Genomic DNA, 24,344 nt, shown 5'->3' with positions numbered 1-24,344 from the left:
ATGTTGTTGCCTGAGACGATCGGGAGAATGCCCGCTCGCCGGTGATTTGCCAAGCATCAAAGATAGCGTCACGGCATCGTGAACCGACGCCGGAATGAATGGCGGATGCCGGCGCGCCGACATCTGGCCGGATCGTCAGCAGACACAGTTCGGAAACAAAATTCTACAGGCCGGAAAAACTGCCGAAAAACTCCAAAGCGATAGTCCCAACCGCAGCGCTCGAGTCACCGACCTGAATCAGTGACGCTCAAATTCCGCCTGCGCAAAAAGGAAACGATGTCATGAAGAAGCCTCTTCTCTCCGCCCTTGGACTTGCAATCGCACTTGCCCTCTCGATGCCGATCATCGGCGCAAGCAGCGCGAATGCAACGACGATGCACACCACCGTCAAGAAGCATCACCGCCATCACTACCATCACCGCGTCCACCACTACCGCCACCATCACAAGAAGGTTGTCGCGAAGAAGTACTGAAAACACCCTCGGGCGAACAACCCGCAATCAGGCGTTCTGGTGCTTGATCAAGGGCGGCGCGCTTGCCGGGCTTTCCGTGTCGGCGAAAAATGGCGGCGGTCCGCTGACCACCGCCATTTGCTTATCTCAACGTGCCGATCTTGAACGCGCTCGCGGTGCTTGTTGCTGCCGGCCGCCGAGGAACAGACTGGCGACGAGCCCGACCAGAACCAGCCCGACAGCGGCCGCCGTCGCCGGGTGATCTCGGGCGGTCTTCTCGATCGCCCGGCCTTGCCTTCTGATTGCCGGCAAGGCGTCGCCGAGGCGCTCAGTGATATCCGAATAATAATCCGACGCGGTATCGCGCCCGTCTTCGTAAAAGGCGCCGCCCCGCTTTAACACGGCTTTCTTCAAGGTGGCCAGTTCCCTGGTCAGGGCCGCGACCTGTTTGTCCAGATCGGTGTCGGAGATGCTCGAAAGCGATGCCATGACGTGCTTCCTTCATCTGTAGAAGGAAGCCTAACGCATGACCCTGAAGACCGTTCCGGTCAGCCCGGCGGGCTCTAGCGAACCTGATCGAGCAGGCGCTTGCATTCCAGGAGGTCGAACAGCGCCTCCTGCAGCAATGCGCGATTGTCACGGGAAAGTTTTGACGTGTCCGGCGGAACCGGACCTTCCTCGTCGGTCTTGCCTATACCGAAAAAACGACGGCTGGGTTTCACCCTCGGCTGGCCAACCAGCATTTCGTCGTCCGGGCCGCGCGGCTGCGCCGCTTGCGTCAGCGGTACCGTGTCGGCCTGTCGGCGCTGCGAGATCGCCTCGACCGCCGCCATGTCGCCACTGCCGACGGCGATCAGAAACTGGTTGCCATTCTCGCGCAACAGCTTCTGCACGCCCTTGATCGTATAGCCCTGGTCGTAGAGCATATGACGAATACCCTTGATCAGTTCTACGTCCTGCGGACGGTAGTAGCGGCGGCCGCCGCCGCGCTTCATCGGCTTGATCTGGTTGAAACGCGTCTCCCAGAAGCGCAGCACGTGCTGCGGCAAATCCAGATCCTCCGCGACCTCGCTGATGGTGCGGAAAGCATCAGGGCTCTTGTCCATGGGCGAATCCTCACGCTAGAGCATGATCGCGAAAGGCGGGAACCGGGTTCGGGCGACATCACGCTTAACAAGGAGAGCAGCTTTCCGTCCCGCCGGAACGGATCACACCCAAATACCGATCCGGCGTACCGAATCGCATCTTATTTCAGCGGTTTATGAAACAATATTCAAGCCCGGCGCAAAAGCAGGGTTCGCTTTTCAACCGAAGCCTGGAGCAATTCTTGGCAAAGGGGGATTGGGCGGCTACTTGCTGCCCTTGACTTTGCTGTTTTGATGGGAGCGCAGGATACGGTTCTTCAGCACGTTCGACGACTTGAAGGTCATCACCCGGCGCGGCAGGATCGGCACTTCCTCGCCGGTCTTGGGATTGCGCCCGATGCGCTCGTTTTTGGAGCGCACGTGGAAGGTCGCGAAGGACGACAGCTTCACCGTCTCGCCGCGAACGATCGCCTCGCAGATCTCATTCAGCACCGCCTCGACAAGCTCAGCCGATTCAGTACGCGACAGCCCAACCTTGCGGTAAACGGCTTCGGCGAGGTCGGCGCGCGTAAGTGTCTTTCCCCCCATACGAACCGTCCCATCAGCTCAAAAACATAAATCATACAAGCAACGGCAGAACCTAAGTAATTGATCCGTCAAGGTCAAGGACCCGAACCCGATAGTTCGGCACTTACCAGCGGAGCAGGACGGCACCCCAGGTGAAGCCGCCGCCCATCGCCTCGAGCAGTACCAGGTCACCCTTTTTGATGCGACCGTCGGCGACGGCTGCGGACAGTGCCAGCGGCACGGAAGCCGCCGAGGTATTACCGTGCAAATCGACGGTCACCACCACCTTCCGCTCCTCTATCCCGAGCTTTTTGGCCGAAGCGTCAATAATTCGTTTATTGGCTTGATGCGGCACGAACCAGTCGAGATCGGCGGCGCCGATGCCGGCCTGTGCGAACGTCGCCTCGATGACGTCGGTGATCATGCCGACCGCATGCTTGAACACTTCGCGGCCTTCCATCCTGAGGTGCCCGACGGTTCCGGTGGTCGACGGCCCACCGTCGACGAAAAGCTTGTCCTTGTGGATGCCGTCGGAGCGCAGGCTGGCCGCCAGAACGCCTCGGTCGGCGATGCCGCCTGCCCCCGTGCCTGCTTCCAGCACCATCGCGCCGGCGCCGTCGCCGAACAAAACGCAGGTCGAGCGGTCGTTCCAGTCGAGAATACGCGAAAATGTTTCCGAGCCGATCACCAGTACCCGTCTGGCCAAGCCGCCGCGGATATAGAGGTCGGCGGTCGTCACTGCATAGACGAAGCCGGAGCAGACCGCCTGCAGGTCGAAGGCAAAACCGTGGTGCATGCCGAGCCGGTTCTGGATCTCGACCGCGGTCGCGGGAAAGGTGTTGTTGGGCGTCGAGGTCGCCAGCACGATCAGGTCGATGTCGTCAGCCGTCAGGCCGGCGCTGTCGAGGGCTGCGCGCGCTGCCGCCTCGCCCAGCGAGGCCGTCGTCTCGTCGTCGGCCGCAATGTGGCGCTGGCGAATGCCGGTGCGCTGGACGATCCACTCGTCCGACGTCTCGACCATGCCTTCGAAATCGGCATTCTTCATAATGCGGCGGGGCAGCGCGGCGCCCGTGCCGCGCACGACTGATCTGATCAATGCTCTTTCCTATTCCTTTGCGTCGATGACGACGTCGGATTTCCGGATTGTCTGGGCATTCGGATTGCGGGCATGGAACAGGTCGAGATCGGCTTCGATGCGGTCAAGCAGATTGTTGCGCACCATGTCGTAGCCAAGCTCGATCGCCGCCGCAAAGCCATCCGAATCAGCCCCGCCATGGCTTTTCACCACGATGCCGTTCAATCCGAGGAAGACGCCGCCATTGGAGCGGCCGACATCCATCTTCTCGCGCAGGCGATCGAAGGCGGTCTTGGCGAAGATATAGCCGATCCTGGCCATCAGCGTCCGGTTCATCGCCGCGCGCAGATAGCCGGCGATCTGCCTGACGGTGCCTTCCGCCGTCTTCAGCGCGATGTTGCCGGCAAATCCTTCGGTAACGACGACGTCGACACTGCCCTTGCCGATGTCGTCACCCTCGACAAAGCCATGGTAGTTCATCGAGGCCATGTTGGCCTCGCGCAACATACGACCCGCCTCCTTGACCTCTTCCTGGCCCTTGATCTCCTCGACGCCGACATTGAGCAGGCCGACGCTCGGCCGTTCGATGCCGAAAACCGAGCGCGCCATGCCGGTGCCCAGAATGGCAAAATCAACCAGTTGATGCGCATCCGCGCCAATGGTGGCGCCGACGTCCAGCACCACGCTCTCGCCGCGCAATGTCGGCCAGAGCGCCGCGATTGCCGGGCGATCGATGGTCGCCATGGTGCGAAGGCAGAATCTGGACATTGCCATCAGCGCGCCGGTATTGCCGGCCGAGATGCAGGCGTCGGCAGTGCCTGCCTTGACCGCCTCGACGGCCTTCCACATCGATGACTTCCAGCGGCCATGGCGCAGCGCCTGGCTCGGCTTGTCGTCCATCCGCACTGCGATCTCGCAGTGGATGAACTCGCTCACTTCCGCCAGCTTGGGGAATTTGGCGAGTTCGGGCCGTACCACTTCTTCGCGCCCATAAATGACGAAGCGTATATCCGGACGGCGGGTGGCGACAGTCATGAGCGCCGGGATGACCACGCTTGGCCCGTGATCGCCGCCCATGGCATCGATGGAAATCCTGATCACGCGGTGTTCATCTCACGGTTGCTTGGCCAGCGGGCTTGCCAAGGTGCGGGGCTCGCGAAGGTTCGGCGAAAATAACGGTTTTGGGCTGCCGCACAACCAACTTTTCTCAAATTGGGTCAGCTATCAGGATTTTCCCAACAGTGATCTGAGCTTTTGCTGGAATTCATTCTCCACAGGCTCGGCATCGCCGGCGGCCTCCAGCGATACACCCGGCTTGCGCGGATATGGATCGATCGCCAAGCCAAAGAACTGCTCGGCAAGCGCCCCGACGTCGATCGCATCGCCGGAAAAGGTTTCCGGGCTGTCCGGGCCTTCGGCGTCGAGCAGGATCTCACCGCCGCCGTCGAAACCTTGCCGCCCGAGCTTGGATTGCTCCGGCAGGAACAGCGCTTCGACCGGCTCGTCGATATGCGCCTCGACCGGGTCGAGGGTGACGATGCAGGCCTGCGTTATATCGGCCTCGACATGGCCGCTGACTTTCACCCCATTGCGTTTCCAGGGCTCGACCAGGAGTTCGGCGCGATAGTTCTCGACCGAAAGCAGCTCGTGCTCGACGGCCAGCAGGGCGCGCTGCCCAGCGTCGGCATCGATCACCACCGGCAGCCCCTTTTGCGGCAGCCGGGCGACATTTGCCAGGAATGACACTGGGCTGTGGGTATCAGGGTGTTTCATCTTCGCCTCCACTTCGCCACCTTCATCGGCCTGCCGTCGCTCAAGCGTTGGCCACGGGAAATGCCACCGTTCCGGAAACGATCGATTCGGTCGGCTGTTCCGCGAGTTGCCTTGATGCATCGGCGGCATAGAGTGCCAGTTGCGACGCTTGCGGCCAGGCGCCGGCATCCGGCCTGACATTGCGGGCAAGGGCGGCGGCGAGTGCATCATGGTCATTTCGTTGCAGCGCATCATCATAGGCGGCGGTACGGCCATAGAACATCTTCGCCAGTTTCCGCATTCGCTTCGGCACGCCGACGTCGCCAATGCCCAATTCACGCAACGAATGTTCGACATCCATGAAGAACTCGTCGATCAGCACCTGCGCAACCTCTGCCGCAGCACCGCCCTCGCCGCGCAACCGGTGCTGGAACAGGAACATGTGCAACGACAGCATCTCGAAGCGGCCGAGCGGCGTGTCCGGCACGTTCCAGGCGGAATAAAACACCGTTTGCCGCGCCGCCGCCACGATTTGTGCGTAAAGCGCCTCGGTGATGGCGCGGTTGGCATGTCGTTCGTGGCCAAAGAGGCGCTGGAACATTTGAGGGTGGTCTCCCGGGACCGTTTGTTGAAGTGGCCTTGTTGCATCGGCAAGCAAGCTGGTTTACCGGTTTTGCGGCCCAGCGCAAGTTGCGGCCAGCTTATGGAGTTGTAGTTGCGCGCGCTGAAATTCAAGTCGACTTTCCTGCCCAGGCCCGGCGGTGCGGTTTCGCTGCTGGTGATCGCTGCGGCGCTTTCCGCCTGCAATTCGTCCAAGATGATCGGCGATCTCAATCCGAGCGAGACGCTGACGCAAGGCTACGTCATCGACCAGCAGGCGATCGACCTGGTGCCGGTCGGCTCAAGCCGCGAACAGGTGCTGCTGGCGCTCGGCACTCCCTCGACCAAGGCGACCTTCGATAACGAGGCCTTTTATTACATTTCTCAGACGCGCAAGCGCTATGTCGCCTTCGACAAGCCGCGGCTGGTCGACCAGCATGTGCTGGCGGTCTATTTTGGCGATGACGGGCGCGTCACCCAGATCGCCAATTACGGCTTGAAGGACGGCAAGGTGTTCGACTTCATCTCGCGCACCACGCCGACCGGCGGCAAGGACCAGAACTTCCTCAGCCAGATCATCAGTGGCGCCAGCAAGCTGGCGCCTGGTGTTCCCGGCGCCAGCGGCGGCAGCACGCTCGGCGGCTCCTGATCCGCCCGAGGGTGTCGGCTTCCTTCCGTTCCTTTCGCTTCCCTGTAAGCGGCATATCTCAGGCAATGAAAAACCCGCGGGAGCGATCCCGCGGGTTTTTGTCTTAAGGCCATAGCGACCGAGCTTAGCCGTGCGCGAGAACGGCCAGCAACAGCAGCGCGACGATGTTGGTGATCTTGATCGCCGGATTGACCGCTGGGCCGGCAGTATCCTTGTAGGGATCGCCGACCGTGTCGCCGGTCACCGAAGCCTTGTGCGCTTCGGAGCCCTTGATGTGCTTGAGGCCGTCCTTGTCGACGAAACCATCTTCGAACGACTTCTTGGCGTTGTCCCAGGCGCCGCCGCCGGAGGTCATCGAGATGGCAACGAACAGGCCGTTGACAATGACGCCGAGCAGCGAGGCGCCGAGCGCGGCAAAGGCGGATGCCTTCGAACCGGAGATCAGGAGGACGCCGAAATAGACCACCAGCGGTGCCAGCACCGGCAGCAATGACGGAACGATCATCTCCCGGATCGCTGCCTTGGTCAGAAGGTCGACGGCGCGCGCATAGTTCGGCTTCGAGGTGCCGGCCATGATGCCCGGATCCTCGCGGAACTGCTTGCGCACCTCCTGGACGATAGCACCCGCGGCGCGGCCGACGGCGGTCATGGCGATGCCGCCGAACAGATACGGGATCAGGCCGCCGAAGATCAGGCCGGCGACGACGTAAGGGTTGGAGAGGTCGAAGGAGACGTCGCCCATGCCCTGGAAGTACGGGTATTTGTCGCCATTGGCGGCAAAGAACTTCAGGTCGTTAGAGTAGGCCGCGAACAGCACCAGCGCGCCGAGGCCGGCCGAGCCGATGGCGTAGCCCTTGGTTACCGCTTTGGTGGTGTTGCCGACAGCGTCAAGCGCGTCGGTTGACTGGCGCACTTCCTTGGGAAGGCCGGCCATTTCGGCAATGCCGCCGGCATTGTCGGTGACCGGGCCGAAGGCATCGAGCGCGACGATCATGCCGGCGAGGCCAAGCATCGTCGTCACCGCGATCGCCGTGCCATAGAGGCCGGCAAGCTGGTATGTCGAGATGATGCCGCCGACGATGACGATCGCCGGCAACGCCGTCGCTTCCAGCGAGACCGCGAGGCCCTGGATGACGTTGGTGCCGTGACCGGTGACCGAGGCCTGGGCGATGGAGTTCACCGGACGCTTGCTGGTGCCGGTATAGTATTCGGTGATCACCACGATGAGGCCGGTCACCACAAGGCCGACCAGGCCGCAGATGAACAGGTTGGTGCCGGTGATGGCCATGCCGGCGACGGTGCCGATCTCACCCCAGCCGATGCATGCCGAGGTGGCCACGGCAAGGCCGACAATTGACAGCAGGCCGGTGACGATCAGGCCCTTGTAGAGCGCGCCCATGATCGAGCCGCTGGAACCGAGCTTGACGAAGAAAGTGCCGACGATCGAGGTGAGAATGCAGGCGCCGCAGATGGCCAGCGGATAGAGCATGGCCGCGCCGAGAACGGCGGTGCCACCGAAGAAGATGGCGGCGAGGACCATGGTGGCGACCACCGTCACCGCATAGGTCTCGAACAGGTCGGCGGCCATGCCGGCGCAATCGCCGACATTGTCGCCGACATTGTCGGCAATGGTGGCCGGATTGCGTGGATCGTCCTCGGGAATGCCGGCTTCAACCTTGCCGACGAGATCGCCGCCGACGTCGGCGCCTTTTGTGAAGATGCCGCCGCCGAGACGGGCGAAGATCGAGATCAGCGAGGCGCCGAAGCCGAGCGAAACAAGCGAGTCGATGACGACGCGATCGTCGGGCTGCAGACCCATGAACTGGGTCAGGATCAGGTAGTAGATCGAGACGCCGAGCAGGGCCAGGCCAGCAACCAGCATGCCAGTGATGGCGCCCGACTTGAAGGCGATCTCGAGGCCGGCAGCGAGGCTGTTGGAAGCCGCCTGCGCGGTGCGCACATTGGCGCGCACCGAGACGTGCATACCGATGAAGCCAGCGGCGCCCGATAGAACGGCGCCGATCAGGAAGCCGATGGCGGCGGTGATCGAAAGCAGCCACCAGGCGAGCAGCAGGACCACGACGCCGACGATGGCGATAGTGGTGTACTGGCGCGCCAGATAGGCCTGCGCGCCTTCGCGGATGGCCGCGGAAATTTCCTGCATGCGTGCATTGCCCTGATCGGCCGCGAGGACCGAACGTGTCGCCCAGATGGCGTAAAGGACTGAAAGCAGACCGCAGGCGATGACAGCTGAAAGTATGGTCATTGCCGAATTTTCCTCGATTGGTGGCCCAAAAGAACCCCTCCCCGGGCCGTTGAGACAGGGACGAATTTTCCGCAACCGGAATCCGTCCCTTCGCAGCGGCTTATGCGAAACAGGGCTCGGAACGTCAAGATATTGTTGCGTTCCTGTCCGGCTTTCGCCCAAAAGATCCCGGGTTTCGTCCAAAAGGCTGGACGGCAGTGTGCGCCTGTCGACACTGCCATCCGGTTAGATCGGTTGAAATCGGCGAACGGCGGTCAGGCTTTACGCGGGTCGCCGTCCGGCTGGACGACGAAGACCAGCACCACCAGCATGGTCATGTAGAATTTGAACGCCGCCTCCTGACCATTCCAAATCGAAGACTGCCACATGGCGAACCACTCGCCGCCAACGACCATGAAGCCGAAATACCAAACAAGGAAACCCATTGTGGCGGCTATGATGACGAACTTCTTGGCATCGTTGAATGCCTGTCCGCTGGCTTTGCGCGCCTGCCAGAGTTGCCAGGCGGCGATTAGGTAAAGCAGGCAGGTCAGCGCCTCGCCAATGATGATCAGCCAGTAGCCAGCCGTCCACAGCGACGGGTTGGTGATCGAGCGGTACATCAGTGCATTGCCGGGAAAGGTCGTGTCCATGCTCAGCACATGCTGGACAAAGGCGAAGTTTGAGCCGTAATCGGTGATGTTGCCGAAGGCGACGAGGAAGGCGAAAGCCGCCAGACACAAACACATGACGATCTTGGAGAAACGCGCGGTCATGGCAAGAACTCCTGCTGAAAGATCGGGGCATCGCACTCATCAATCGCCGAGTCCCGAAGATCGCGCAACGGGTGGGCCAGTGATCATCGTGCTCACAGCCATTGCGAGACATTATGCCGGCAAGCAAGACATTGCCGAGACTGTCGAAGCCCTCGATCTCGACAGTGATTGCGCGGTGGGCGACTTGGTCTCTGTGGTTAGAGCCGACACACAGCACGATTTCGCCATCATCCGCCGCCGCTGGATCACCGGCGAGACGGGCACAACGCTGGAACTGACGCTCGATCATCCGACGCGGTCGACCGGCCACTGAAAAAAGAGCGAACTTCGCCCCGAGACGCTACTCGGGCTCGCGTCCCATGCGCCGGGCGGTATAGCGCTCGACCGCCGACAGCCCGTCATAGATCAGCACGGCAAGGGCAGCGACGATCAGGCCACCCTGCAGGATGAAGGCGAGGTTGTTCGACAGCAGGCCTGCGATGATCACCTCGCCCAGTGTCCTCGCCGCTACCGTCGAGCCGATGGTCGCGGTGGCAAGGCTGATCACCACCGACAGCCGGATACCACCGAGAATGATCGGCGCGCTGAGCGGCAGCTCGACCTTGACCAGTCTTTGCCAGCCGGTCATGCCGGCGCCACGCGCCGCCTCGACTACGTTGGCCGGCAGCGTCGTCAGGCCGGTCAGCGCATTCTCAAAGATCGGCAGCAGTCCGTAGAGAAACAGCGCAATCAGCGTCGGCTTTTCGCCGAAGCCGACGGCCGGCACGGCAAGCGCCAGCACCGCCACCGGCGGAAAGGTTTGGCCGATATTGACCAGGCTGCGCGACAGCGGCAGGAATTCGGCGCCGGCTGGCCTGGTGACCAGAATGGCGAGCGCGACCGCAACGATCGTCGCGGCAACCGTCGCGATCAGTACGGTCCGCAGATGCAGCAGCGTCAACGTCAAAAGGCTGCCCTGATTGTAGATTACCGGCGCGTTGTTCTCTGTCAGCGGCCTCAGCAGCGGTTCGAACCAGCCGGGATTGGCGACGAAGGCAATAAGCACCACCACCAAGGCAAGCCTGAGCAGCGACGGAAGCCAGGCTTTCATGCCGGCCTCGCCGCGCGCTTAACCAGCCCGTCCACAGTGACGCGGCCAAGCGATTTGCCGTCAGAATCTTTCACCGGAAGTGCCGGGCGGCCCGACCACAGGAGTTCGGCCAACGCGTCGCGTTGGCTGGCGTCACCGGGGATCGCCTCGCCTTCGGCCGTGCCTTTTTCCACCGCGTCGCGCACCCGGCCAAGCGACAACAGCCGGAACGGTTTTTCGCTGGCGCCAACCAGGGTCTCGACAAACGCGCTGGCCGGTTTCGCCAGTATCTCGGCCGGCGCGGCATATTGCACTACTTTGCCGCCATCCATCACCGCGATCTTGTCGCCCATGTGAACGGCCTCTTCCATGTCATGGGTGACTAGGATGATGGTGGTGCCGAAGCGTTTCTGGATCGCCAGCAGATCCTCCTGCGCCTTGTTGCGGATGATCGGATCGAGCGCACCGAACGGCTCATCCATCAACAGCACGTTGGGTTCCGCGGCAAGCGCCCGGGCGACGCCGACGCGCTGCTGCTGACCGCCGGAAAGCTCATGCGGATAGCGTGGCCCGTAGGCTTGCGGGTCGAGCTGGTATAGCGTCATCAGCTCGTCGACGCGGGCCTTGATGCGGTTGGCGCCCCAGCCGAGCAATACCGGCACAGTGGCGATGTTCTGCGCCACCGTGCGATGCGGAAACAGGCCGTGGCCCTGGATGGCATAGCCGATGCTGCGACGCAGCTCATAATCCGGGACCGAGCGGTTATCGACGCCGTCGAGCTTGATCACGCCCGATGTCGGCTCGACCAGCCGGTTGATCATGCGAAGCAGCGTCGTCTTGCCGGAGCCGGAGGTGCCGACGATGACGGCGATGCTGCGCGGCTCGATTACTATCGACACGTCGTCGACGACTGTCGTCTCGCCGTAGCGCTTGGTGATGCCTTCGATCTCGATCATGCCGTTTCAACCCTGCGCTTGCTGGCGCTCATTTCGATCACTGCATCGAGGATGATGGCAGCGGCGAAGGCCAGCACCACCGTGGGAACAGCACCGAGCAGCACCAGGTCCATCGCCGTCTGGCCGACCCCCTGGAATACGAACACGCCAAAGCCGCCGCCGCCGATCAACGCGGCAATCGTGGCGAGGCCGATATTCTGCACCAGCACGATGCGGATGCCGGTGAGGATCACCGGGAAAGCCAGCGGAAACTCGACGCCGAACAGCCGCTGGCGGTCGGTCATGCCCATGCCGCGCGCTGCGTCGTTGGCGGCACGCGGCACACCGGCGAGGCCGACCACGGTGTTGGCCACTACCGGCAGCAGTGAATAGAGGAACAAAGCGACGAAAGCCGGCGCCGTGCCGATGCCGCGAATGCCGAGCGCGGCAGCTCCCGGCACATGCGAAGCGACCCAGCCGAGCGGTGCAATCAAGAGGCCGAACAGCGCAATCGAAGGAATGGTCTGGATGATGTTCAGCACGTTGAGCACACCGGCCCGCAATTTCTCGACGCGGTGGCAGAGGATGCCGAGCGGCAGGCCGATAATCACCGCTGCCGCCAGCGAACCCAGCGCCAGCGTCACGTGCTTGGAGCCTTCCGCCCAAAAACTATCGGCGCGATTGAAATATTCCTTGAGGATCGACAGGCTATTCCAGCTTCCCGAGACGAGCAGCAGCCCGATCGCCGCTGCGGCGGCAACAAGCACGCCGATCCGTGCCTGAGGCGACAGGTTCAGCCTAGTAAGCACGTCGGCGAGCAGAAGCGTGAAGGCGAAGATAAGCAGCCAAAAGCCCGAAGCCGGCGAGATACGGGCGAAGGTGTTGCCGGCAGGTGTCAGGAAACTGCCGGCGACGCCGATCAGCAGCGCCAGCGCTGCAAGCGCAACCACACCGGCGGCGAGGCGCAGAACAAGCGGCGTTTTCAGCAGCGCAATGAGCGCCGCTGCGACGACAATCGCCATCAACAGCGGACCGACCATCGCAGGCAAAGATTCGAGGATCGAGCGCGCCTCGCCGGGTACGATGCGATTGGCGCGGAAGGTGGCGAATGGTGCCGCAAAAGCCGCATAGGCTGATATCGCCGCGATGACCACGCCGAGCTTGTCGAACCGGATGCGCACGCCCTCCCCCATCGGCCGATCCGGCGCACCTCGAAAGCGGCGCGCCGGAATCGCCTTACTTGAGGAAGCCGTTCTTTTTCAAAAAGTCCTCGGCGACGCCCTTGACCGGTTCGCCGCCGACCTGCACGCGGCCGTTCAACTCCTGCAGCGTGACAAGATCGAGCTTGGCGAACACCGGCTTCAGCAGTGTCTCGATCTCGGGATGCTCCTTCAGCACCGCGTCGCGGATGATCGGCGCCGGCTGGTAGACCGGCTGCACACCCTTGTCGTCCTCAAGCACGACGAGGCCGGAGGGCGCGATGCCGCCGTCGGTGCCATAGACCATGGTGGCGTTGGCGCCGTTGGTCTGGTTGGCCGCAGCGGCAATGGTCGCCGCCGTGTCGCCGCCCGACAGCGTGATCAACTGGTCCGGCTTCAGCGTGAAGCCATAGGTCTTCTGGAAAGCGGGCAGCGCGGCCGCCGAATTGACGAACTCGGCGGAGGCCGCCAGCACCACCTTGCCGGCGCCCGAGACATATTTGCCGAAGTCGGAAAGGGTGACGAGCTTATTGGTATCGGCGACCTCCTTGCGCAGGGCGATCGCCCAGGTGTTGTTGGCCGGTGACGGTGACAGCCAGACGATCTTGTTGGCGTCGTAGTCGAGCTTCTTGGCAGTCTCGTAGGCCTTGGCGGCGTCTTTCCACACCGGATCGTCGGCCTTCTCGAAGAAGAAGGCGGCGTTGCCGGTGTATTCCGGATAGATGTCTATCTCGCCGGCTGTAATCGCCTTGCGCACCACAGGTGTGCCGCCGAGTTGGATGCGGTCGGTGGTCTGGATATTGTTGGCGTTCAGCACCAGTTGGATGATATTGCCGAGCACGCCGCCCTCGGTGTCGATCTTCGACGACACCACCACCTGGGCACTCGCCGAGGCAACTCCGAGCGCCAGTACAGCGCCGGCCAGAACCTTGATTGAAAACATCTCACAAATCCCTTGCTGTGAACCGGAATACGGCTGCCGCATATGAGCATGGCTTCGATGCCCCGTCGGGGTATACGGTTTCATAAGAAAGGGGATGGGCGCAATAATTTTGTTCGGATGCGAGTGACTCCGCTGTTGCCTCGTCCCGACAGCGTGACGTCAGTTGGCCGCGCGCAAGCCCGTCATCTTCAACACGCCCAGTGCCACGAAGCACAGCACGACGACCGGGAAAATCATCCAGTTCAACATCTCCCAGCCCCAGGCATTGTAGACTGCCCCCGACATCAGCGAGGCGAAGGCGACGGAGCCGAACAGGACGAAATCGTGAAAACCCTGGACCTTGCCTTTTTCGGATGACTGGTAGCTGTCGGCCACCATGGCGGTGGCACCGATGAAGCTGAAGTTCCAGCCAAGGCCGAGCAGGATCAGCGTCGTCCAGAACTGCCACAGTGCCAACCCCGACAGCGCGACTATACCGCAGCCAATGAGCAGCACCAGGCCGATGGCCACAATCCGCTCAGCGCCGAAGCGATAGATCAGCGACCCCGTGAAGAAGCTCGGCGCGAACATCGCCATCACATGCCAGGAAATGCCGAGCGTGGCGTCGTCGGTCGAAAGGCCGCAGCCGACCATGGCCAGCGGCGCGCCGGTCATGACGAAGCTCATCAACGCGTAGCTGCCGACGGCGCAAAACAGCGCTGCGACGAAGCGCGGCCTGGTGACGATTTCCGAGAGCGGCCGGGCGTCGCTGTCGGCGATTTCCACCTTGTCGGTTGCCTTGGCCGGGATGCGCAACAAAGAGAGAATGGCGGCGCCGACCGCCGCCAGCACCAGGATGGACGCAAACGAGCCGGCAAACTTCACCGGCGAGAACAGGTCGCCGGTGAAGATGACGATCTGCGGTCCAAGGATGGCGGTGACGATGCCGCCGGCCAGCACGAAGGAGATGGCGCGCGCCTTGAATTCAGGCGGCGCATTGTCGGCGGCGGCAAAGCGGAACTGCTGGACGAAAGCGCCCCCGATGCCAATCACGGCCAAGCCGAAAGCGAATAGCCAGAAGCTGGCATGAAACAGCGCCAGCGTGGCGACCAGCCCGCCAAGCGCCGTGACCGCTGTGCCGGTCATGAAGCCGTCGCGCTGGCCGAGCCGGCGGATGATCGCCGCGGCCGGCAGGGAACCGAGCGCCACGCCGACATTGAAACCGGTGATCGGCGCGGTTGCCAGCGACTTGTCAGCATCGAGCAGGTACTGCCCGGCCAATCCGCCCATGGAAATGGCGATGGGTGCGGCCGAGCCGATGATCGCCTGCGAGGCTGCGAGGATGAAGGCGGTGCGACGCGCTTCCTTGCCCGCCCCAACGGCGACGATAGCAGTCATGAGGCGTCCTTGCCGCGGCCCTCGCCACGCACCCGGCGCGACACGCGATCAAGCACCGCATTGACCAGTTTCGGCTCGTCTTCCTCGTAAAATGCCTTGGCGATGTCGACATATTCGGAGACGATGACCGCCACCGGCACGTCCTCGCGCTGCATCAGCTCGTAGACGCCGGCGCGCAATATGGCGCGCAATGTGGAATCGAGCCTCGACAGAGGCCAGTCCTCGGTCAGCGCCTGTCGGATGATCGGATCGATCGTCTTCTGGTGCTCGACGACGCCGGCAAGAATGGCGCGAAACCATTGAGCATCGGCTTCGCGATAGAGCGCGCCGTCGACTTCCTTGCCGAGCCTGAACGCCTCGTACTCGGCGGTGATCTCGAACACGCCGCTGCCGGCGACATCCATCTGGTAGAGCGCCTGCACGGCCGCCAGACGGGCAGCACCGCGCTTGTTGGCGTGGCGAACCGCAGGCTGGCCGGGCGAAGCGGGTTCGCTCACGATCGCTCTCCCAGTTGTTCCTTTAGGGCGATCATGGTCAGCGCCGCACGCGCCGCAAAGCCGCCCTTGTCGCCTTCCGAACGCCTGGCCCGTGTCCAGGCCTGTTCGTCGTTTTCGGTGGTCAGGATGCCGTTGCCGATGCAGACCGCATCCTGCACGGACAGGTCCATCAGGGCACGGCTGGATTCATTGGCGACGATATCGAAATGATAGGTGTCGCCGCGGACCACCGTGCCGAGGGCGACGAAGCCGTCATAGTTCGTCCCGCCTTCGGAGGCACCGTCGAGCGCGAAGGAAATCACCGCCGGGATTTCGAGCGAGCCCGGAACAGTGACGACATCGTATGTCGCGCCCGCTTCCTCGAGGGCCTTTGTCGCGCCTTCGAGCAACGCGTCGGCAAGGTCGTCGTGAAAGCGCGCCTCGATGACAAGAAGGTGGGCCTTCTTCTTCGGACGGATGAACGCTTTGCCGTGTTGGGATGTGCCTGCCATAGATGTCTCCGGGGATCGCCGGTGACTTAGGCCGAAGCCGGTTTGATCGCAAGCGGAAGATTGCCGAAGGAACTTTCAAGGCCAACTCGGCGGCGGTCGCATCAGGGAATGGGCTTTATGGACGAGCGCCTCAAAGTCCCTCCTTCGCCGCCTCCACCAGTCGCGCCGCGTAGCGGGCCATGGTGTCGATCTCGAGATTGACGTGGTCGCCGACCTGCCGCTCGCCCCAGGTGGTGACGCTCAGCGAATGGTGGATCAACAGCACGTCGAAGCGGGTGCCTTCGACGTTGTTGACGGTCAGCGAAGTGCCGTCGAGCGCGACGGAGCCCTTGGGGGCGATGAATTTGGCCAGCTCTCGCGGTGCTTCCAGGGTGAAGCGAACGGCGTCGCCCTCTTCCTTGCGCGCCACGATCTCGGCCATGCCGTCGACATGGCCCGACACGATATGGCCGCCAAGCTCGTCGCCGATCTTCAGTGCCCGCTCAAGGTTGATTCGCGTGCCGGCCTTCCAGCCCATCGCCGTCGTCAGCCTGAGCGCTTCTTCCCAGGCCTCGACCTCGAACCAGCGTGCGTTGGCGCCATCTTCCGGCAATCCCGTTACCGTCAGGCAGACGCCGCCGCAGGAAATCGAGGCGCCGATGGCAATGGTCTGCGGATCGTAAGCGGTGTCGATACGCAAACCGACGCCTTCCCTGAGCGGCTTCACGGCGGCGACGGTGCCGACGTCGGTGACAATTCCTGTAAACATTACTTTGGCCCAGTGAACATCAGTTCGGTCCTAGACGTCTCTTGTCCATTCGGCATACGTGTCTTCGCCGAAACGCATGTCGCGCAATTTACGAAACCCTGGCGGGATATGGTTGGCATCGACCGGCGATGCAATGCCGTCCCCGCCGATCGCATCCGGCCCCTGAAACAGCACGATGCGGTCGACTAGGCCTTCCTCAAGGAACGCCTTGGCCACCTCGGCGCCGCCCTCGACCAGCACGCTGGCCATGCCGAGCGCCGCCAGATCCTCGAGCAGTTCCGGCAACGCAATATCGCCTTCATAGGTCTCAGTGCCGATAAAGCGCACGCCGGTGCGTTCGAGCGCGGCCCGCCGGTGCGGATCGGCCTCGGCGCAGGCAGCGACATAGAGCGGCACACGGTCGACGCCGGCGACCAGTTTCGAAGTCTCGGGTAGCCTGATCTGACGGTCGAGTACGATGCGCGCCGGCGAACGGCTCTCCAGTCCCGGAAGCCGAACCGTCAGCGCCGGATCGTCCTCCAGTGCCGTGCCGATGCCGATCAATATGCCATCGGCTTCGGCGCGCATCAGATAGACTTCGCGTCGGGCGATATCGCCGGTGATGGAGACCTGTCCCTCGCCTTTCACGCCGATCTTGTTGTCGCTCGAAAGCGCAAGTTTCAGGATCACTTCCGGGCGTTTTTTCAGAGATCGAATTAAATAGCCGGCCATCTGCTCCGCGGCTTCAGCGGCCAGCACTTTTTCCACCACTTCGACGCCGGCGGCACGCAAGATTGCATAGCCCTTGCCGGAAACACGCGGGTCCGGATCGCTGGCAGCGCCGACCACACGCGCCACGCCGGCACTGACCAGCGCATTGGCGCAAGGCGGCGTGCGGCCGTGATGGGCGCAGGGCTCCAGCGTTACATAGGCGGTGGCGCCGCGCGCCAGTTCGCCGGCCTCTGCCAAAGCCTCGGTCTCGGCATGCGGCCGGCCGCCGACGGCGGTGACGCCGCTGCCGACGATCATCGGCCCGTCGCCGTCATCGCGCACGATCAGCGTGCCGACGGAAGGGTTGGTCGAGGTCCGCCCGGCATTCTTGCGCGACAGCCTGAGGGCTGCCGCCATATAGCGGCGATCGAGGACCTTTCGCTCAGCTGTGCTGCGTTCGGACCCTGCCATGCTCAGCTGGCGTCCTCTTCGCTCTTCAGCTCTTCGCCCCTGGGCTCGTCGGTTTTGGGCTCGTCGCCTTTGAGTTCGCCCAACACGTCGTGGAAATCCTTGGCCTCGCGGAAATTGCGGTAGACGGAGGCAAAGCGCACATAGGCGACATCATCGAGCGACTTAAGCGCCTCCATGACCAGCCGGCCGACTTCCCCCGAGGCCACCTCGGTCTCGCCCGAGCTTTCGAGCTGGCGCACGATGCCGGTCACCGCCCGGTCGATACGTTCCGGGTCGACATTGCGCTTGCGTACCGCGATCTCGACAGAACGCAGCAACTTGTCGCGGTCGAACGGCACCTTGCGTCCAGACTTCTTCACCACGACGAGATCGCGCAATTGGACGCGCTCGAAAGTGGTGAAACGGCCGCCGCAATCCGGGCAGACGCGCCGCCTGCGGATCGCTGCACCGTCTTCGGCAGGGCGCGAATCCTTCACCTGCGTATCTTCGGACTGACAGTAGGGACAGCGCATGGAGAGCCTTCGGTTCGCGATTCTCGTAGTGCGAACGGCTTAGAGGTTTTTGCCACGATGGCAAAGTATGGCCGATGACCGATCGCGCCTCAGAGATAGCGAGGCGCGAGGAAAATTGCGAGAGCGGCAATCAGTTGACAGCGGTCCGCCAATCAGGGCGCGACGTCGCCGGTCGGGAAGCCGCAAGACGTGCCGAGATAGCGATAGGCCTTGGTGAAGCCGTCCATCGATATGGTCGCGACCGGCTTGTCGGCGAAGCTGACATCGAGGGCGCTGGTGCGGCGCATGGCGCGCAGTACCGCGAGCGTGGTCTCGGACTTGTTGTCTATCATCCACTGTCCGTCGGCGATAACATGAAAACCGGCCTTGATCTTGTCGTTGACGTCGCGGAACACCGCCGGGATGTTGTCCCCCTTGGGCAAGTCACTGTTTCTCACGGCGATGATGAGGCTCGGATAGCCCTCGGGTGGCAGTACGTCGCCATTCGAGATGGCCAGCGTGAGGGTGCCGCTGGTGCCGTTTGCGTCGAAAAAGACCGTCGAGGCGGCGCAGGTCTTGCGCACATCCTCACCGGTGTTGACCTCGTCCATCGTGGTGGACCACCTGCCGAAGGTCTCTGTCTTGGGTGTTGCCGGGGTCGGCTCGGTCTGCGCCAAGGCTGCGCCGAGTAGCGGCGAGGTGGCTAAGGTGAGCAAGGCAGCGCCAACACCGGCGAAACGGAAAATTCGCATCATCATCAAGCGTCTCCGAGATGCAGCCGTGCGCCCAGTTGATCGGCGCCGTCACAGTTGGGGGAACGACGCCCTGCGTCAACCAAGATACGGGTAAAGCGGAAAACGATCCGTCAATGCCGCCACCTTGGCCTTCACGGTTGCCTCGACGGCCGCATTGCCCTCGTCGGAATTGGCGACCTTCAGTCCATCCAGCACTTCGGCGATCAGCTTGCCGATCTCGCGGAACTCGGCCTGACCGAAGCCGCGCGTGGTGCCGGCCGGCGTGCCGAGCCGAACGCCCGATGTCACGAAAGGCTTTTCCGGATCGAAGGGGATGCCGTTCTTGTTGCAGGTGATGTTGGCGCGGCCAAGGGCAGCCTCGGCGCGCTTGCCGGTGGCGTTCTTGGGACGCAGGTCGACCAACATCAGATGGTTGTCGGTGCCGCCGGAGACGATGTCGAGACCGGTTTCCTGCAGACTGGAGGCCAGCGCCTTGGCATTGGCGACGACGCTCTCCGCATAGATCTTGAAGCTCGGCTTCAGCGCCTCGCCCAGAGCCACCGCCTTGGCGGCGATCACATGCATCAGCGGTCCACCCTGCAGGCCGGGGAAGACGGCCGAATTCATCTTTTTGGCAATATCCTCGTCGTTGCAAAGGATCATGCCGCCGCGAGGCCCGCGCAGCGATTTGTGCGTCGTGGTGGTGACCACATGGGCATGCGGCAGCGGCGACGGATGCATGCCGCCGGCGACCAGGCCGGCGATGTGGGCCATGTCGACCATCAGATAGGCGCCGATCGAATCGGCGATCTCGCGAAAACGCTTCCAGTCCCAGACACGTGAATAGGCTGTGCCGCCGGCCAGGATCAATTTCGGCCTGGTCTCATGGGCGGCCTTCTCGATCGCGTCCATGTCGAGCAGATGATCGTCCCGGCGCACGCCATAGGAGACGACCTTGAACCATTTGCCGCTCATATTGACCGGCGAGCCATGCGTCAGGTGTCCGCCGGAATTGAGGTCGAGGCCCATGAAGGTGTCGCCGGGCTGCAGCAGCGCCAGGAACACCGCCTGGTTCATCTGGCTGCCGGAATTCGGCTGGACGTTGGCGAAGTTGCAGCCGAACAGCTTTTTCGCGCGTTCGATGGCCAGTTTCTCGGCGACATCGACGAATTGGCAGCCGCCATAGTAGCGCTTGCCCGGATAGCCCTCGGCATATTTGTTGGTCATGATCGACCCCTGTGCCTCGAGCACGGCACGCGAGACGATATTTTCCGAGGCAATCAGCTCGATCTCGTGGCGCTGGCGGCCGAGTTCGTTGCGGATTGCGCCGAAAATCTCGGGGTCGGCATCGGCAAGCGTGGTTTCGAAAAAGGATTCGAATTTGTTCGACACTGCCGCTGCTGTTGCCATGGGCTGAAATCCTCAAGGTTCGGGGTCTGTCGCGCCATTAACACAGTTGCTTTCGGCCCGCCACGTTTGCAGCGCGAAATTTGCTGGCCGGATTGCGCCAGAGAGACTGGCAGCCTCTATTTCCTTGCCTGCCGGCCCTTCAGCAGGGCCTCGGTGAGCGTGATCTCGGTGAACAGCGCCTGCATCGTATGGTCGTTAATCTGGCCGCTGCGAAACATTGCGCGAACCGCTGCGCGTTCGGCCTCAATGCCCGCCAGCCTCAATTCGAGCTCCAGCCGTCCGGCCTCGCGGGCCTCGGCGCGCGCCTCGTCGGCCTCGTCGGAGGCAGCGATGCGGCGACGGTAGCCGGCGACGATGCTGTCGGCGGCGGCAAGCCGGGCGCCGGGTGTTTCCCCTTCATCGCCGTCGGTCGCGCCGGCCATGCTCTCGATGCGGGCGATGGCGGCCTTGGCCGCGCCCACGCGCGCAAGACGCTCCTCGGCAGCGCCAGGATCCTCGCCCGGCTCGACCAGCCCTCGTGCCACCTTGGGCAAGGCAAGGCTGGCAATGAGCAATGAGCAGATGATGACGCCTGCGGCGAGGAAGATCACCACGTCGCGCGCCGGAAAGGGCGAACCATTCGGCATGGCGAGCGGCAGCGACAGGATGCCGGCCAGCGTGATGGCGCCGCGCACGCCGGCAACAGAGCCGGCGATCCGGACGCGCAGCCCGAACGGCTCGGCCTTCTGCTCGCGTAATCGCGCCGAGACGCGCGTCGCGATGTCGCCGACCCAGATCCACAGGAAGCGCAGCCCGATCAGGCATAGTGTCAGCGCGACCACCGTGGCGATTGGCTGGATGACCGGATAGCGGCTGCCGAGCTCAGGCGGCACGTTGCCGATGATTTCGGGAAGCTGCAACCCGAGCAGGATGAACAGCGCGCCGTTGAAGACGAAGGATAGCGTCGTCCACAGCGATACGGTCTGTATGCGTGCCGAGACGCCGAGAAACCGGAAAATCCCGGAGCCGCCGGTGAGCACTCCGGCCGTGACCGCCGCCAGAATGCCCGAGGCGCCGACATTCTCGGCGCCGAGATAGGCGATGAACGGCAGCAGGACCATGACCAGCACCTGCACCTCGGCCGGCACGCCGCCGATACGGTTCAGCAATTGCAGCGCCTTGGCGGCGACGAACAAGGCAGCCACGCCGGCCAGGATGCCGGCAGCGACGGCATAGAGGAAAGTCACGGACGCCACGACGAAGGAGAAGCTGCCGGTCAAGGCAGCTGCCACCGCAAAGCGGAACATCACGAGGCCCGACGCATCGTTGAGCAGCGCCTCGCCCTCCAGGATGTGCATCAGCCGGGCCGGGACCAGGCTCTTGTCGACGATCGAGGAGACGGCCACCGCATCCGTCGGGGACAGCACCGCAGCAAGTGCGAAAGCGACGACGAGCGGGATGCTCGGCACAAGCCAGTGCAAAGCGTAGCCGAAGCCGACAATGGTGAAGAAGACCAGCCCGATGGCGAGGTCGAGGATCGGCCCGCGCAGCGCGATCAGTTCGCGCTTGGGCGCACCATAGGCGTCGCTGAACAGCAGCGGTGGGATGAACACCAGCAGAAACAGCTCGGGATCGATCTCGACATGCATTCCGCGCACCGGCCAAGCCAGTGCCGCGCCGATGGCGATCTGCAGCACAGGTAGCGGAACCCGCACCGGCCGGACCAGCGCGCCCGAAACGGCGACGAAGATGAGCACGACCAGAATGAACATTGCGACATGCATGATGCGATTTCCGAATACGGCGCCGCGCGTTCTTTTGCCGGCGATCAGTCCAGCAAAGCTTGCCGCGAAAGACTCGGCAACGAAAAAGGCCGCCCTTCCGGCGGCCTTTTGCAAATGAACTCAGCTGCTTAGAGCGCGGATGTGATCTGCAGCTCGTTGGCTCCGTCGAGGCCGTAAATGTCGTCACGGAACTGGACCACGCCCGGCCCTGTCGACCAGGCCGAGACGTAGAGAAAATAAACCGGCACCGGATTGGTGACCTGCACCGGCGTGTTCTCCCCGGTCTTGATCGCCGCCTCGAAATGCTGCCGATCCCAGCCCGGTGTGTCGCGCAGAATCCAGGTGACGAGGTCGCGCACGTTCTGAACCCGCACGCAGCCAGAGGAATCGAAGCGCATCAGCTTGCCGAACAGGCTCTGCTGCGGCGTGTCGTGCATGTAGACGCCGTCCGGGCTGGGGAAATTGATCTTGACCGAGGCCATCGCGTTGCCGGAACCGGGATCCTGGCGGAAGCGGTATTTGGCGGCATCGTCGGTCGACCAGTCGACCGTCATTGGGTCGACCTCGCTGCCGTCCGGCGCAAACAGGCGGATATGGCTATCCTTGAGATAGTTGGGGTCCTTCCGCATCAGCGGAATGATATCCTTGCGCACGATCGAAACCGGCGCGTTCCAGTACGGATTGACGATGATTTCGTTGATCTTGGAATTGACGATCGGCGTCTGGCGATCGATCTTGCCGACGATTGCGGTGTGGCGCAGCACAACGCGGTCGTTCTCGACAGCCTCGATCTGCGCCGCCGGGATGTCGACCAGAACATAGCGGTTGCCAAGCGTGCCGGCCCGCTCACGCAGCCGTTGCAGATTGGTCTGCAACTGACCAAGCCGAACCGGCGCCGACACGTTCATTGCCGCGAAAGTATATTTGCCCGTGGTTCCGTCGGCCGGCAAGCCGTGACGCAACTGGAAGCGCTTGAGCGCCGAGTCGACGTAAGAATCGAACGCTTCCGAGAGCCCGGCGCTCTGCGCCAGATCGCCCGATATCATCAAGCGCCTGCGCAGCGGCACCACATCGGGATCCTCGACGCCAAGCTGTAGCTTCTTGGTGTCTGGAACCTGCTCCCAGCCGCCTTGCGCGACGATATTCTGATACTGCATGATCGCCTGCTCGGTGAAGGACACCGTCTGCAGGCTGAAGATCGGCAGCGTCGAGGCAACCTTGCCGCCTTCGCTGGCACGCGCATCGAATTGGTCGTCCCAGTTGCCGCGGGCCGAGGATTTCAGGATATCCCCGATCACGTCCTGCGCACTGGCGCGGCCGGCGACCATAGCGGCTGCGAGCGCGGAGGCTCCTGAAAGGAAGAAACGGCGGCTGGTTCTCATGGACGTTCCAGACATTCTTGCTACAATTCCACTCACCGGGCGGTCTCGCCCGCACTCTAGAGTTGGCTTCTTAACAATTAGCCAACCATGGCCCGCATCACTTCGGTGTAAACCACATGGGAAGTGACTTGAGCACAGGACAAATGCACGGCTTTGGCCCCAGCATCACCCGCATCTTCGGTTCCATTGGAATATGGCGGCAACGTGGCTGTTGCTCGAATTTGGATCGGCCGGCCTGACGAAACGTAAAGACCGGTGCTTTTCGGCACCGGCCTTTGGTCCACTCCGCGGCAGCACTTCCGTAGTCCAGCTTCAGATCTAGATGCGGCGGATGCGATTACATCCGGTAGGCGATGGTATCGTTCCAGAACCGATCCAGGCGCTGCAGGGCGCGGTTCATCTGCTTGAACTCTTCCGTGTTGATACCGCCAACCTGCTCGATCGAACCGACATGGCGCTCGTAGAGGCCGGCGACGACTTCCGCCACCTCATTGCCCTTCGGCGTGAGCGAAACCCGCACCGAACGGCGGTCGATGCGCGAGCGCTGGTGGTTGATGAAGCCGAGATCGACCAGCTTCTTCAGATTGTAGGAGACATTCGAGCCGAGATAATAGCCGCGCGAGCGCAGTTCGCCGGCGGTCAGCTCCGAATTGCCGATGTTGAACAGAAGCAGCGCCTGGATGGCGTTGATGTCGGAGCGACCGTTACGGTCGAATTCGTCCTTGATCACATCAAGCAGACGGCGATGCAGCCGCTCGACCAGCTGCAGCGATTCCATGTACAGCGAACGGATCGCCTCGCGGCGGTCATCGGATACGTTGGCGGTCTTCGCCGCCGGACGCGAATTGATCATTGTCTTTGCCTCTCGTTTGTCGCCCGGTGATTTTTTGTTCTTCACCTTGATCGCGACACTATCGAATACTCATAAAATTCGACTTAAACG

The 24,344-nt window shown here is 62.7% G+C and carries 28 protein-coding genes; 4 read left to right on the top strand and 24 right to left on the bottom strand.

The features are described from left to right. Window positions 1-281 precede the first annotated feature (281 nt). Window positions 282-473, top strand: a complete 192-nt coding sequence (locus NKJ91_RS17585; RefSeq protein ID WP_023674514.1) for a hypothetical protein — start codon at window positions 282-284, stop codon at window positions 471-473. A gap of 126 nt (window positions 474-599) precedes the next feature. Here NKJ91_RS17585 and NKJ91_RS17580 read toward each other — a convergent pair whose 3' ends face one another. The 7 genes from NKJ91_RS17580 to NKJ91_RS17550 all read right to left on the bottom strand — a co-directional run bounded on the left by NKJ91_RS17580 (window position 600) and on the right by NKJ91_RS17550 (window position 5,532). Next, window positions 600-941: a hypothetical protein gene (locus NKJ91_RS17580; protein ID WP_023674512.1), complete on the bottom strand. Its 342-nt coding sequence runs from the start codon at window positions 939-941 to the stop codon at window positions 600-602. 74 nt (window positions 942-1,015) lie between these two features. After that, window positions 1,016-1,558 (bottom strand): MerR family transcriptional regulator, encoded by a 543-nt coding sequence (locus tag NKJ91_RS17575; RefSeq protein WP_023674511.1) that lies wholly within the window; start codon window positions 1,556-1,558, stop codon window positions 1,016-1,018. Window positions 1,559-1,801: 243 nt separating this feature from the next. After that, a complete protein-coding gene (locus tag NKJ91_RS17570) occupies window positions 1,802-2,125 on the bottom strand; it encodes an integration host factor subunit alpha (protein WP_023674510.1) in 324 nt (107 codons plus the stop codon). Window positions 2,126-2,228: 103 nt separating this feature from the next. Further along, window positions 2,229-3,200, bottom strand: coding sequence for a beta-ketoacyl-ACP synthase III (locus tag NKJ91_RS17565; protein WP_023674509.1), 972 nt, complete (start codon window positions 3,198-3,200; stop codon window positions 2,229-2,231). A gap of 9 nt (window positions 3,201-3,209) precedes the next feature. Further along, window positions 3,210-4,280, bottom strand: coding sequence for a phosphate acyltransferase PlsX (plsX, locus tag NKJ91_RS17560; RefSeq protein WP_352449317.1), 1,071 nt, complete (start codon window positions 4,278-4,280; stop codon window positions 3,210-3,212). 123 nt (window positions 4,281-4,403) lie between these two features. Continuing rightward, window positions 4,404-4,952 carry a YceD family protein gene (locus NKJ91_RS17555; protein ID WP_352456592.1) on the bottom strand — a complete coding sequence of 183 codons (549 nt, stop codon included), beginning with the start codon at window positions 4,950-4,952 and terminating at the stop codon, window positions 4,404-4,406. Window positions 4,953-4,992: 40 nt separating this feature from the next. Then, window positions 4,993-5,532: a ubiquinol-cytochrome C chaperone family protein gene (locus NKJ91_RS17550; protein ID WP_352456591.1), complete on the bottom strand. Its 540-nt coding sequence runs from the start codon at window positions 5,530-5,532 to the stop codon at window positions 4,993-4,995. A 114-nt stretch (window positions 5,533-5,646) separates the two neighbouring features. Here NKJ91_RS17550 and NKJ91_RS17545 point away from each other — a divergent pair, with 114 nt between their 5' ends. Then, a complete protein-coding gene (locus tag NKJ91_RS17545) occupies window positions 5,647-6,180 on the top strand; it encodes an outer membrane protein assembly factor BamE (RefSeq protein WP_352449315.1) in 534 nt (177 codons plus the stop codon). 124 nt (window positions 6,181-6,304) lie between these two features. Here the strand turns inward: NKJ91_RS17545 and NKJ91_RS17540 are convergent, their stop codons facing one another. Next, window positions 6,305-8,446, bottom strand: coding sequence for a sodium-translocating pyrophosphatase (locus tag NKJ91_RS17540; protein WP_352456590.1), 2,142 nt, complete (start codon window positions 8,444-8,446; stop codon window positions 6,305-6,307). Between the two features lie 254 nt (window positions 8,447-8,700). Next, complete coding sequence (locus NKJ91_RS17535; protein WP_352456589.1) at window positions 8,701-9,201, bottom strand: DUF2165 family protein; 501 nt, start codon at window positions 9,199-9,201, stop codon at window positions 8,701-8,703. A gap of 79 nt (window positions 9,202-9,280) precedes the next feature. On the opposite strand from NKJ91_RS17535, the gene NKJ91_RS17530 reads away from it, so the two are divergent. Further along, a complete protein-coding gene (locus NKJ91_RS17530; RefSeq protein ID WP_023674502.1) occupies window positions 9,281-9,514 on the top strand; it encodes a hypothetical protein in 234 nt (77 codons plus the stop codon). Between the two features lie 27 nt (window positions 9,515-9,541). Here NKJ91_RS17530 and NKJ91_RS17525 read toward each other — a convergent pair whose 3' ends face one another. The 13 genes from NKJ91_RS17525 to NKJ91_RS17465 all read right to left on the bottom strand — a co-directional run bounded on the left by NKJ91_RS17525 (window position 9,542) and on the right by NKJ91_RS17465 (window position 22,019). Next, window positions 9,542-10,291, bottom strand: a complete 750-nt coding sequence (locus tag NKJ91_RS17525) for an ABC transporter permease (RefSeq protein WP_352456588.1) — start codon at window positions 10,289-10,291, stop codon at window positions 9,542-9,544. Further along, a complete protein-coding gene (locus NKJ91_RS17520) occupies window positions 10,288-11,226 on the bottom strand; it encodes an ABC transporter ATP-binding protein (RefSeq protein ID WP_023674500.1) in 939 nt (312 codons plus the stop codon). Before NKJ91_RS17520 ends, NKJ91_RS17525 begins: the two co-directional genes overlap by 4 nt. Next, complete coding sequence (locus NKJ91_RS17515; RefSeq protein WP_352456587.1) at window positions 11,223-12,398, bottom strand: ABC transporter permease; 1,176 nt, start codon at window positions 12,396-12,398, stop codon at window positions 11,223-11,225. The genes NKJ91_RS17520 and NKJ91_RS17515 overlap by 4 nt, the downstream gene beginning before the upstream one ends. Window positions 12,399-12,441: 43 nt before the next feature. Further along, window positions 12,442-13,347, bottom strand: coding sequence for a glycine betaine ABC transporter substrate-binding protein OsmF (gene osmF / locus NKJ91_RS17510; RefSeq protein ID WP_352456586.1), 906 nt, complete (start codon window positions 13,345-13,347; stop codon window positions 12,442-12,444). A gap of 159 nt (window positions 13,348-13,506) precedes the next feature. Next, a complete protein-coding gene (locus NKJ91_RS17505; protein ID WP_352456585.1) occupies window positions 13,507-14,724 on the bottom strand; it encodes an MFS transporter in 1,218 nt (405 codons plus the stop codon). Continuing rightward, on the bottom strand, window positions 14,721-15,221 hold the full coding sequence (gene nusB / locus NKJ91_RS17500) for a transcription antitermination factor NusB (RefSeq protein ID WP_352456584.1): 501 nt from the start codon (window positions 15,219-15,221) through the stop codon (window positions 14,721-14,723). The genes NKJ91_RS17505 and nusB overlap by 4 nt, the downstream gene beginning before the upstream one ends. Next, on the bottom strand, window positions 15,218-15,712 hold the full coding sequence (gene ribH / locus NKJ91_RS17495; RefSeq protein WP_352456583.1) for a 6,7-dimethyl-8-ribityllumazine synthase: 495 nt from the start codon (window positions 15,710-15,712) through the stop codon (window positions 15,218-15,220). The genes nusB and ribH overlap by 4 nt, the downstream gene beginning before the upstream one ends. A gap of 130 nt (window positions 15,713-15,842) precedes the next feature. After that, on the bottom strand, window positions 15,843-16,460 hold the full coding sequence (locus NKJ91_RS17490) for a riboflavin synthase (protein ID WP_352456582.1): 618 nt from the start codon (window positions 16,458-16,460) through the stop codon (window positions 15,843-15,845). A gap of 30 nt (window positions 16,461-16,490) precedes the next feature. Further along, window positions 16,491-17,621 carry a bifunctional diaminohydroxyphosphoribosylaminopyrimidine deaminase/5-amino-6-(5-phosphoribosylamino)uracil reductase RibD gene (gene ribD, locus NKJ91_RS17485; protein ID WP_352456581.1) on the bottom strand — a complete coding sequence of 377 codons (1,131 nt, stop codon included), beginning with the start codon at window positions 17,619-17,621 and terminating at the stop codon, window positions 16,491-16,493. Between the two features lie 2 nt (window positions 17,622-17,623). Then, window positions 17,624-18,133, bottom strand: coding sequence for a transcriptional regulator NrdR (gene nrdR, locus NKJ91_RS17480; RefSeq protein ID WP_352456580.1), 510 nt, complete (start codon window positions 18,131-18,133; stop codon window positions 17,624-17,626). 152 nt (window positions 18,134-18,285) lie between these two features. Next, window positions 18,286-18,870 (bottom strand): invasion associated locus B family protein, encoded by a 585-nt coding sequence (locus NKJ91_RS17475; protein WP_352456579.1) that lies wholly within the window; start codon window positions 18,868-18,870, stop codon window positions 18,286-18,288. A 72-nt stretch (window positions 18,871-18,942) separates the two neighbouring features. Then, entirely contained in the window at window positions 18,943-20,256 is a 1,314-nt protein-coding gene (glyA, locus tag NKJ91_RS17470; protein WP_352456578.1) for a serine hydroxymethyltransferase, read from the bottom strand. Window positions 20,257-20,372: 116 nt separating this feature from the next. Then, window positions 20,373-22,019: a Na+/H+ antiporter gene (locus NKJ91_RS17465; RefSeq protein ID WP_352456577.1), complete on the bottom strand. Its 1,647-nt coding sequence runs from the start codon at window positions 22,017-22,019 to the stop codon at window positions 20,373-20,375. On the opposite strand from NKJ91_RS17465, the gene NKJ91_RS17460 reads away from it, so the two are divergent. After that, window positions 22,014-22,151, top strand: a complete 138-nt coding sequence (locus NKJ91_RS17460) for a hypothetical protein (RefSeq protein ID WP_156937265.1) — start codon at window positions 22,014-22,016, stop codon at window positions 22,149-22,151. The two genes, NKJ91_RS17465 and NKJ91_RS17460, sit on opposite strands and share 6 nt — an antisense overlap. On the opposite strand, the gene NKJ91_RS17455 is transcribed toward NKJ91_RS17460, so the two are convergent. Together NKJ91_RS17455 and ldtR are read right to left on the bottom strand one after the other, a co-directional pair. Beyond that, window positions 22,148-23,401 (bottom strand): L,D-transpeptidase family protein, encoded by a 1,254-nt coding sequence (locus NKJ91_RS17455; RefSeq protein WP_023674488.1) that lies wholly within the window; start codon window positions 23,399-23,401, stop codon window positions 22,148-22,150. The genes NKJ91_RS17460 and NKJ91_RS17455 overlap by 4 nt on opposite strands. A 337-nt stretch (window positions 23,402-23,738) precedes the next feature. Continuing rightward, entirely contained in the window at window positions 23,739-24,254 is a 516-nt protein-coding gene (gene ldtR / locus NKJ91_RS17450; RefSeq protein ID WP_023674486.1) for a transcriptional regulator LdtR, read from the bottom strand. Window positions 24,255-24,344 lie beyond the last annotated feature (90 nt).

Source organism: Mesorhizobium sp. M0040, assembly GCF_040323505.1.
GTDB lineage: Bacteria > Pseudomonadota > Alphaproteobacteria > Rhizobiales > Rhizobiaceae > Mesorhizobium.
The sequence above is the reverse complement of the archived record's forward strand: the minus strand, read 5'-3'. Positions and strand labels throughout refer to the sequence as shown.